Below are 10,316 nucleotides of genomic sequence, written 5' to 3'. Positions count from 1 at the left end.
ACTATAAAAGGTGGTAAAGATACTTGTCATCGTATTTAAAAACCAATACATCTTTGAATGTCACGTTCCTATTATACCCTTTCAAAGCAACCTTGGAGTTAAAGTAAACCCTTATGTTTCTATTTTGTAGGATCTTTATTGACTCAACATTCGTAATTGGTATTTCTTTATAATAAGCGTAAAACTTTAGGTGAGATATATCGTGTTTTTGACTCAATGCTTTTAACGCATCCAAGATTTTTGCTTTTTCTACATACTGTGAGGGTATATATTCACACAAGTAGATTGGAAAATTTTTTCCCTCTTCAACTCGGATATTTGAAGGAAATTTGACGCTACGGTACCCACTAATTTTAGCCTGCCCTATAACGTTGTGAGAAAGTGCAGAGAAATCAAAGGATGGGGTAACCGATTGTATTTTTGCATAGTAAGATGCCATCTCATAATTTTTTATCAGGAATTCCGACTTTGGAAGCGATTCATGTACGGCTATGCGTTGGGCAAGATGGCAACTGTTAACATTCAAAGTTAAGTTTCCGTTAGTATTTCTTACTTTTAAAGCTTGCGAATTCTCAACTAAACTATCAACTTTCAGAGAAAAACTTGCGTGCAAATCTTTAAAAAAAGGTACTACAATATCGAGCTTATCAAACTGAGACTCAAACTTGATAGACTCATTTTTCACGTCAGACTTAAATTCCAACTGTACACTTTTGCTCTTTAGAAAACCCAGTTCAAGTTTGAGAGTTTCTATTATCTCTCTTGCGATTCGCATACGTACTCAAGTGCCTTCTCTATCCTATCAAATGGTTCAAATATATCGAATTTCTGAGATAGCTCTACAACTTTTTGGACAAGAGTATTCTCTACTTTTATGTTTTCAGGAAAAGTTATTCGTATACTCTTGTTATTGACATTTACAACAGCTTCGTTGCCTTCAGTTTTTTCGTTAACCATTTGTGGTAGCAGTGTTACCATAACGATATTCTTGTCGAAAAGTAACATAGGATCCTCGACTAACAATAATTCTGGTCGATTTTCCAGCTTTTGTATCAAACCTTTTGAAATAATCTCGGTATTTAAGTAATATTCAAGCGAATTTCCGTAAATAATTTGCTGCAGCCTCGTTGGAACTATAGGCTCGGAGTACTTGAACTCGACAGGAATGCCGTAATCGTTAACGATCAAGATTCCTCCCAAGTACTTTCCATCGATGCTTTTGACGCTAAGATAGCCGATCATAATTCATACCCTCACATCTAATATATGAGAATTATCTTGATTCTTAATTTTATCCCTTACCCCTTCTTTAGCTTTTCTCTCCGAGGAGTAGTACTCTCCCTGACTCTTGCCCTCCGTGGCGCTTTTCATGTACTTTTGCTCGGTATTTTCAACATTTCTTGTTGAACGGAGCTCTGCTTCAGTTCTTCTCGCAACACTTTGTGCACTACTCATACTTGCAGCTTGTGCAGCATACTGCTGTATACTCACCATATGAGAATTTTCATGGCTAACTTTCAAAAAGATCGTCTGATTCTGTATGCCACTAATTGGTTCTGCCATCTGCATCACTCCCTCTCTGCTTCAATAGAAGCTCGAAGCTTCGAGAGTATCGCACTTAATAATTGAGAAACCCTTGATTCGCTTACACCAAGAATTTCAGCAATTTCTTTAAGTGAAAGCTCATGTTCAAATCTTAGGCTAAGTATAAGTTGCTCTCTTTCATCTAATTTATTTATCGCCAAAATTAGTTGTTCATAAAGTATAGATTTCCATGCCTGTTCTCTAACATCTTCGTCTGATGATATATCAAAGTTAATATGTGAATTTTCTTGAACTTCAAAAAGATATTCATCAATATTCATGTACTGCTTCAACATCAGTTCATTATAAATTTGCTGGATATCTTCTACACTCATGTTAAGGATCTCAGCTAATTCCTCATATTTTGGGAGTCGCTGGTGTTGTACGTAAAATTCTGAAAGTGCCTTGTCCAACCTTTTGATATCCTGTCTGACATTCTTCGGGAGATAATCTAATTTTCTCAAATAGTCTATCATTGCACCTTTTATTCTATTATAGACATATGTCTTAAATGTTGCTCCATGTCTTGGGTCGTATTTTTCCACAGCTTGCAAGAGGGCAATTACACCCTCCTGAATTAAATCATCAATTTCAACATTACGTGGAAGATTAACTTTTAGATCCTTAGCCATCTTTCCGATTAAAGGCAAGAATTCTCTTATTATTGATTCTTTATTAACAATCAAATTTCTATAACCTCCACAGCATCACCTGTTTTAACTTTTCTAACAAGTAACTTCCCACTTTCAATATCATATTCAATGCTCCTAGCTTTATTACCGCCTGTATCCTCAGCTAAAATCCTTACACCATTTCTTTGAAGCGCATTTCTCACAGCCTGGGTGTTTCTTGCACCTATGTCCATAGCAGACTGAAACATCGAGGCTCCACCAGCAATCTTAGCCTCAAGTCTACCCCTACTTGCTCCCATCTTTACCATCTCTTCAATGACCAAATCTATACCGGTATCAGCAAACTTGCCAGGTGTATTCGTAGGTTTACCGCCACTTTCAGGTAGCATTACATGAACCATTCCTCCTACCTTAGCCACTGGGTCTCTAATACACACGCCAACGCAAGAACCCAAGCCGAGTGTTACCAAAACTGCGGGATTCTTTTCAACAGCCCATTCGCCTATTCCTATTATAACCTTTTTCTTCATATTTATCACATCCCTAAGGCTTTAAGGAGCTTTTCCAATGACTCCACGGATGGAACTAAGAGCAGATATCCCTGCAGCTTTTGTTCTATGCCTTCTATCTCTATGAGCGTCTCAATGAGCATTATGCTTTCCTCACCTGCCATCGCTAATGGAATTGAAATTTCTGATATTATGGCGCTTATCATATCTATGGTTAATTCTGGTGGTTCTGGATTTATGAAAAGGTTTGTAAAACCTGCCAGTGCAGTTACATATGAACCGCACATTATATTTCCTATTTCTTTGAGCATTGAAGATGTAAATTCATCAAGTTCGGTGACATCATTAACTTCTACACCTGTTAATGCTTTTGCTATAATCTTAACTGTGTTGGGTTCAAAAATTAAGAGGATCTCACCCGTCATATCCTCTCTAAGTTCCATCTTTACTGAACAAACAACTTCCTCAGGTTTCTCAAACAAAAAAGGTATCTTAGAAATAGGGACAACTTTTACCTGAGGAACCGAAATGTCCACCTTTTTATCAAGCATCATTGAGAGTGCAGTTGCTGCATTACCTGTTCCTATGTTTCCAACTTCTTTTATCGCGTCTAACTGAACGTCTGTAAGCTTTTCAAGCATCCTTCTTCCTCCCTTCAAATAAGGCAAGACCATTGAAAATTATCTTATACTCTTCATTTTCAGTTCTTTCTGGAAAACAAATCTAACCAATTTTGTTTCAAGAGAGACTGGCAAATCCAAGAATTGAACACCGTATACAAATCCATCTTCAGTGTGCTCATCTTCGCGAACAATTTTAGACTTCTGTTTGTTCATCATCAAGTCTGTATCAAGCTTTAAATCGATATATATTATATCACCAACCTTCAAATACTTCTTTGTAGCCATCATGAGCCCACCGGCACTAATATTTTTGGTTGTGAAAACAAACGACTCTGTCTCATTCTCAACTGAAATATAAAATTTTCCCTCCACGTAAATTGGCACTCTAACGAATTTTCTACGCTCCGTCTTTCTAACACTCTCAGGGAATGGAACTGGAATCACGTACATGTTATCATACTTTATGACTCCCAAAGATACAGTATCAAACTCATATACTGAAGATCTATCGAAAAGATTTACGGTCATTCTAACACCTTTGGGAATTGGTATAAACTTGCCTTTTAAAGATGGAATTGATAAAAAAAGGATTCGACGGTTGAAATCTATGTCTGCAACATTACTCTTGTAGACACCTTCCAATTCTTTGACAAAAACTATTTTTATACTTGCCGGTAAACCTATCTTCAGCGTTTTTGAAGCATCGACAAGTTCTACATAAGCCATCACAGTCCCTCTCCTATTTGCTTATAGTTTTCAACTAATTCTTTCCATTCAGGTTTTATATCCTCAATGAAGATTCCATACCTATAACATTCTTCTTCTTCAACAACCCACATTACCGTGCCCTCAACTATAGAGGAATTTATCCTCTCGAGTTTCATCTCTATCTTTTCTTTCAGCTTTGGTTTGAATTCTGATATTACCTGACATCCGTTTTCTGAGACGTCAATAATAACGGTATCAAAACCATATATCGAGCACTCCTCAAACGCGGCGTATCTTGGCTTAGTCCTTCTTTGCAAAATACCAACTTTGTCCAGAGCTTCGTATTCATACAAGCCTTCATTTATGCTTTTAAGCTTCCCGACAAATGTTATAACAAAACCTTCGATTGGAACATCTACTCTGAGTAATTCTGGGATACTGAGAATTGTGACAAAAGTTATCACAAAAACTCGTCCTTTTATACCTTTGAGTCGGACTGTTATTTCTCCATCTTTTGTAAATCCTCGAAGCACAGCATTCATTAAATTGGCATTAATATACTCTTCCAAAGTCACCTGTATTCACCTCTAAAGAAATTGAGAAATCTCTGAATCAGAGTGTTTTCATCCTTTTTGTTGATATTCTCCTTAAGCAAATTAGAAGCGATTCTCATAATAGAAAACGCTGGTTGTATGCTTCTGTATCTGACAACAAAAAGCTCTCTGTCTTGAATACTTTTGACCACCAACGGGTGTTCTTTCATAAGTGTAACGGATGACACCTTGTTTCCTGCAAACTTTTCAACAACCTCAGTCAGCCTTTCCATAAGTTTCGTTGCATCCTTAGAATTCTGAACCATGTTCGCGACAACATGGATGTTTTCACCATTAATTCCCTTGAGACTGAGGAGTTTTATCATGGTGTAAGTATTAACCACAGATGTAGGTTCTGGTGTTGTCATGATAACAAAATCGTCCGTCAATGTTAGGAATGGCATGTAGGAATTCGAAAAACCTGGTGGCATGTCCATTATGACCAAATCATAATGATCTAACAGCTTCAAGAAGTGCACCGCGAAATCCTTCAAGACTAACTCGTTTGTCGCAAGTAAGTCGGTAACGTCTCCCCCAAGTGACATGAGATCCAAACCATATTTTGTTGGTGTGACAAGTTCTTCTATCGAACATTTATGATTCACGAAATCTTTCATTGTAAACTTCGGGTACGCTCCGAGAAGTATATCCGCATTTGTAAATCCCACATCGGCGTCTAAGAGCAGTACTTTTCTTCCGCTTTCCGCGATTACTGCAGCCATGTTTGTAGACACCAACGTTTTACCTACCCCACCTTTTCCACTTATAACTGACACTATCTGACTGCTTTTTAAACTACTTGCTTGATCTTGCATTTTTTAACACCTCGCGTGAGAGTAAAACGGCTAATTCCCTGCTGTTCGCTTCAATTATATCGTCTGGTACTCTCTGTCCATTCGTAACAAAAGCTATGGGAACATTCAAAAATGTCGGAACGTTTACAAAGTGTCCAAGCGATGATGTTTCATCCATCTTGGAAAGAATTACATGGGTTGGTGAAACTATCGAGAACTTAGAAGCAATCTCTTTCACGTCTTCTGATCTGTATTGCATGCCAACAACTAAAAAGACATAGTCGGGTTCAACAATCTCACTCATTGCTTTGATTTCTGTCATGTGGAGTTCGTTTTTTTGACTTCTTCCAGCGGAGTCAATAAGGATTATATCGTAATCAGCGAGTGCTTCTATTTCAAGTTTTGCTTCCTTTGGAGTGTATGCAACTCTTATCGGGACATCGAGAAGCATAGCGTAAGTTTTCAGCTGATCAACCGCTGCTATTCTATACGTATCAAGAGTAATTATCCCAACTCTTCTATGATCGTTTAGCTTCAATTTTGCGGCTAATTTTGCCAGTGTTGTGGTCTTCCCAACACCAGTCGGCCCTACAAACATAACTTTTCCCTTTATCTCTGGTACCGATGTATTCAAGAAAGGAAGGAACATCTCTGAGAGTATTAGTCTAGTGTTTTCATTTGAAAAATCCAGTTCCTGGTATTTTACCCTTGCGTATTCGATGATCTTTTCTGATATCTCTTCATCTATGTCTTGTTTACTCAAAGCTTTTCTAAAGTCTTGAACCCACTGGGGTTCATTGCTTCTCTGACTCACCATCATGGACTTAAGTTCAAGCATCATCTTCTTTAGTTCCGTAATATCTTCTGGACTTTGCTGGGGTTGTTTGGTTTTAGAAAGTATTTCCTGCAATTTATATATCTGACCCTTATCTTCGGTTTGTTGCTGTTTCTTTTCCTCAACGGCCGCCGTCACTTCAATATAAGTCTTTGCACCAATCCCTAAAAAACCACCTTTCTTTATCTTTCGCGTGCTGAGAATCACAGCATCTTTGCCAAGTTCAACTCTTATTTTTTCGAAAGCTTCTTTTATGTCGCTAACAACATACTTCTTCACTATCATATCTTCACCACACCCTCAATTGACAAATTCATATCTTCAGGTATCTCTTCAAATGCAATCACTGTTACGCCAGGTATGAATCGAATGACCATTTTTGCAATGTAAGGCCTTATGGTACCTGAAACAACGAGCACAGGTGCAAAACCTTTTCTCATAAGTTGTTCCAATTCCTGTGAAATCTTTTCTATAATCTCGCGCATAATCTGCGGGTTAACACTCAGGTATCTACCTTCTTCGCTTTCGGAAATCGACTCCGTAAGTAACCTTTCAAGCTCACTATCAAGTGCGATTCCGTGTATTTGTTTATCTTGTGCTAAGAGTTTTATTGTGATTTGCCTTTTGAGACCTCTTCGTACATACTCGACGAGCATCTCAACATCTCTTGCTTTATCTGCGTTATCAAGTATTAGCTCAAAGATATATGGTAAGTTTCTTATCGAAACACCTTCAGCAAGTAACTCTTGTAATACTTTTTTCACAACCGTTGGTTTCACAACGTTGAAGACGTCATCAACTAATCTGTCAAACTTATTTCGTACGCCGTCTACCAGTAGCTGAAATTCTCTATTCCCAAGCAGTTCAGGAGCATGTTTGCGTAGCAATTCAGTTATGTGCGTAGCAAAGACTGTCGGCGGATCGACTACTGTATAGCCCTTTTGAATGGCTTCTTCCTTTTTCGATTCGTCTATCCAAAAAGCCTGCAAACCGAAAGCGGGTTCTTTCACCTCTATACCAGCTATCTTTTCACTTACAAATCCAGGATTTATAGCCAAAAGCCTGTTAGGGATTAGTTCATATCTGTCAATTTCAGCACCTCTAATAAATACAGCGTATTCGTTTGGTTTCAATATCACACTATCTCGAACTCGAATTGGTGAAAGCACAAGTCCCAATTCTTGTGCCAACTGTCTTCGAATCATAGTTAGCCTTTCAAGCATATCGCCACCTTGTGAAAGATCCGCGAGTGGTAAAAGTCCATAACCTATGTTAATTTCAACAGTATCTGACTGAAGAACTTCTGAAACCTCTTCCGGTGTTGAGAGAATAGGACCAGATGGTGCTGGCATACCAGGGCCAGGCGGCGTTGGACCAATCGGTTGCACTTGTGGTTGTAATAGTTCTTGCCTACGTATCATAAATCCGACTATCAAGAAAAATCCGCCAATTATTAAACTCGTGAATGTTGGAAGGGGAGTAAAAACACCGAGAAAGATCAGTACAAATCCTGTTAAAATGATAACTCTCTTTTCTCCTGAAAGTTCTTTTATCAATTCGGTTCCAAGGTTATCTTTCGTCGCACTACGAGAAACAATTATACCCGTTGCGGTTGAAACCATAAGTGCCGGTATTTGACTAACTAACCCATCACCAACCGTGAACAAAAGAAAGGTCTTAGCAGCATCAGCAAAACCCAGTTGGTGCATCAATACCCCTATAATTATACCACCGAGACTATTAACTATTGTAATTATGATACTCGCTATCGCATCGCCTCGTACAAATTTTGAGGCTCCATCCATAGCACCATAAAAATCTGCTTCTCGCCTTATCTCTTCCCTCCTACGTCGCGCTTCCTCTTCCGTTATCAGTCCTGCATTCAAGTCAGCATCGACACTCATCTGTTTTCCAGGCATTGCATCAAGTGTAAACCTCGCTGCAACTTCCGCAATTCTTTCCGAACCACGTGTTATGACTATAAACTGAATGATCACCAAAATAAGGAAAACTACGATTCCTACGACGTAGTTACCACCAACGACGAAATTTCCAAACGTCTGAATCACTTTACCACCAAATTTTGGTCCCTCTAATAATATAGCCCTCGTAGAGGCAACATTCAGGGCTAATCTAAATATAGTTACAATAAGCAATAATGTCGGAAATGATGCAAGCTCAAGTATGTGAGTTATATACATCGTTGAGAATAGGATTACAAGTGAAATCGATATGTTCAATAACTGAAAGAAGTCGAGCATGAAGTCAGATATAGGTATTATCATCAGCAACACAATTGCTACGACCAATAAAGCAACAACTACGTCAAAATTCATAAACCCACCTCTGCCTGGAAAAATTTTAGAAAATTTTGAACGATTTTGAATTATATCGAGTCTAATATATTGAGAGGCAAAATGAGATGTTTTTAAGGCTCTTCTTAACACATCATGTATTCAAGTATTTTGTAACACAATTGTTCGGTGTTATTATAATAAAGAGTACTGATAATTTAACACAAAAAATGGTATACTCACTACAGAGAACCCCCTATCCCCCTTGAGATACACCCCCCACGGCTTTATGCGGGCAAAAAAAGCCCGCTTTTTTTTTAATCATTTACCTACGCAGAAATTTGCAAAGATGTTCTCAAGCAAATCATCTGTGAAATTTCTCCCGAGGAGCTTATCGAGCTCAGACAATGCATTGCGGATGTCTATTGATATGATATCAAGTGGGTAATTTTCTCTAAGCGACCTCATAGCTTTGACAACATTTTCATTCACTAATTTCAGATGTTCAATTTGCCGTTTGGACGTTATGTGTGACAGTTGTCCCTCTGCTACTAGTGGTTGTGCCTTTTCAACGATCTTTGCTTCGAGTTCTCTCAATCCTACACCACTCGATGCACTGAGCAGAATATCTTCGTTGTTTTTAGAAACTTTGATGACTTTGTTTCCAGAATCTATCTTATTCCACACCGGAATGAAATTGCTATCTTTAATTATATTAAGTATATATTGGTCATCCTTAGTGAAACCAGTTGTCGCATCGAGCAAGAATATGACCACATCAGCTTGGCTTGCTTCCTTTATTGCCCTTTCAATTCCAATCTTTTCCACAAAGTCATCCGTATGCCTAATACCTGCAGTATCTGATATGACAAAGTGAATGCCCTGGATCTTTATCTCACCTTTTATAATGTCCCTCGTTGTTCCAGGGATATCTGTTACTATAGCACGATCTTCCAAAAGCAATCTGTTCAAAAGTGTACTCTTTCCAACATTTGGTTTTCCAATTATTGCGAGCGTAACGCCAGTTGAGATGTGTATACCCTTGTCAGCGTGAGCCAATTTGTCTGACAAAAAATGTTCCACATCAGCTATGTCCTGCATAATCTCGTCGCGCGGAACTTCTATATCATCACCGTAATCTATTGAAACTTCGATTTTAGATAGTATATTTATTAGAGAGTTTCTAACTCTGTTTATCTCTTCAGATAGCTTACCTTTAAGGTTGTCAATCGCTAATCGAAGGCTTTCCTCACTCTTGGCTTCTATGATCTGGAGTATTGATTCAGCTTTTATCAAATCTATCTTACCATTTAAAAATGCCCTTCTTGTAAATTCTCCATTTTTTGCAAGCCTTGCACCATGTCTTATCAATTCGGCCAGTATTTTTTGAGTGACCAGTACGCCACCATGGCAATACACTTCTACCATGTCTTCGCCTGTATAACTTTTTGGTGCTTTAAATCCCACAAACAATATTTCATCTACAACGTTGCCATCTGTATCGTAAAAGTTTCCATAAAGAATTCTTCTCTCATCGTATATGCTCTTACGAACACATTTCTGAATTATTTCCCATGACCTTTCACCAGACATTCTTACAATACCAATTGCACCTGTACCCGGTGGGGTGGCGATCGCAACGATAGTATCTCTCTGCGCAGTTTCGACTGCCAAGAAGCTAATAAATAATCACTCCTTTAAACCTAATTTGCAACATTCTTATTATAACATATTTGCTTAAAAC

At 38.2% G+C, this 10,316-nt stretch carries 12 protein-coding genes; all 12 read right to left on the bottom strand.

Annotated features, from left to right (window positions below):
• Nucleotide 1 precedes the first annotated feature (1 nt).
• The 12 genes from BUA11_RS02455 to mnmE all read right to left on the bottom strand — a co-directional run bounded on the left by BUA11_RS02455 (nucleotide 2) and on the right by mnmE (nucleotide 10,246).
• Nucleotides 2–775 (bottom strand): hypothetical protein, encoded by a 774-nt coding sequence (locus tag BUA11_RS02455; protein ID WP_072758002.1) that lies wholly within the window; start codon nucleotides 773–775, stop codon nucleotides 2–4.
• The gene (locus BUA11_RS02450) at nucleotides 754–1,242 is read right to left on the bottom strand and encodes a hypothetical protein (RefSeq protein WP_072758000.1); all 489 of its coding nucleotides are present in this window, start codon (nucleotides 1,240–1,242) and stop codon (nucleotides 754–756) included. The genes BUA11_RS02455 and BUA11_RS02450 overlap by 22 nt, the downstream gene beginning before the upstream one ends.
• 3 nt (nucleotides 1,243–1,245) lie before the next feature.
• Nucleotides 1,246–1,563: a hypothetical protein gene (locus BUA11_RS02445; RefSeq protein ID WP_143145246.1), complete on the bottom strand. Its 318-nt coding sequence runs from the start codon at nucleotides 1,561–1,563 to the stop codon at nucleotides 1,246–1,248.
• Between the two features lie 5 nt (nucleotides 1,564–1,568).
• A complete protein-coding gene (locus tag BUA11_RS02440; RefSeq protein ID WP_245789459.1) occupies nucleotides 1,569–2,270 on the bottom strand; it encodes a FliA/WhiG family RNA polymerase sigma factor in 702 nt (233 codons plus the stop codon).
• Nucleotides 2,267–2,746 (bottom strand): chemoreceptor glutamine deamidase/glutamate methylesterase CheD, encoded by a 480-nt coding sequence (gene cheD / locus BUA11_RS02435; RefSeq protein ID WP_072757995.1) that lies wholly within the window; start codon nucleotides 2,744–2,746, stop codon nucleotides 2,267–2,269. Before cheD ends, BUA11_RS02440 begins: the two co-directional genes overlap by 4 nt.
• 5 nt (nucleotides 2,747–2,751) lie before the next feature.
• Nucleotides 2,752–3,366 carry a CheY-P phosphatase CheC gene (gene cheC, locus BUA11_RS02430; protein WP_072757994.1) on the bottom strand — a complete coding sequence of 205 codons (615 nt, stop codon included), beginning with the start codon at nucleotides 3,364–3,366 and terminating at the stop codon, nucleotides 2,752–2,754.
• 39 nt (nucleotides 3,367–3,405) lie between these two features.
• On the bottom strand, nucleotides 3,406–4,074 hold the full coding sequence (locus BUA11_RS02425) for a flagellar brake protein (RefSeq protein WP_072757992.1): 669 nt from the start codon (nucleotides 4,072–4,074) through the stop codon (nucleotides 3,406–3,408).
• Nucleotides 4,074–4,631 carry a PilZ domain-containing protein gene (locus BUA11_RS02420; RefSeq protein ID WP_072757990.1) on the bottom strand — a complete coding sequence of 186 codons (558 nt, stop codon included), beginning with the start codon at nucleotides 4,629–4,631 and terminating at the stop codon, nucleotides 4,074–4,076. The genes BUA11_RS02425 and BUA11_RS02420 overlap by 1 nt, the downstream gene beginning before the upstream one ends.
• Nucleotides 4,628–5,464, bottom strand: coding sequence for a P-loop NTPase (locus BUA11_RS02415; protein ID WP_072757988.1), 837 nt, complete (start codon nucleotides 5,462–5,464; stop codon nucleotides 4,628–4,630). Before BUA11_RS02415 ends, BUA11_RS02420 begins: the two co-directional genes overlap by 4 nt.
• Nucleotides 5,445–6,563 (bottom strand): flagellar biosynthesis GTPase FlhF, encoded by a 1,119-nt coding sequence (flhF, locus tag BUA11_RS02410; protein ID WP_072757986.1) that lies wholly within the window; start codon nucleotides 6,561–6,563, stop codon nucleotides 5,445–5,447. Before flhF ends, BUA11_RS02415 begins: the two co-directional genes overlap by 20 nt.
• On the bottom strand, nucleotides 6,560–8,614 hold the full coding sequence (gene flhA / locus BUA11_RS02405) for a flagellar biosynthesis protein FlhA (protein WP_072757984.1): 2,055 nt from the start codon (nucleotides 8,612–8,614) through the stop codon (nucleotides 6,560–6,562). The genes flhF and flhA overlap by 4 nt, the downstream gene beginning before the upstream one ends.
• Before the next feature lie 279 nt (nucleotides 8,615–8,893).
• Nucleotides 8,894–10,246 carry a tRNA uridine-5-carboxymethylaminomethyl(34) synthesis GTPase MnmE gene (gene mnmE, locus BUA11_RS02400; protein WP_072757981.1) on the bottom strand — a complete coding sequence of 451 codons (1,353 nt, stop codon included), beginning with the start codon at nucleotides 10,244–10,246 and terminating at the stop codon, nucleotides 8,894–8,896.
• Between the last annotated feature and the right edge of the window lie 70 nt (nucleotides 10,247–10,316).

It is taken from the genome of Fervidobacterium gondwanense DSM 13020 (genome assembly GCF_900143265.1).
In the GTDB taxonomy this organism is placed as follows: domain Bacteria; phylum Thermotogota; class Thermotogae; order Thermotogales; family Fervidobacteriaceae; genus Fervidobacterium; species Fervidobacterium gondwanense.
Note: the sequence above shows the minus strand (reverse complement) of the source record. Positions and strands in the feature narration are given on the sequence as shown.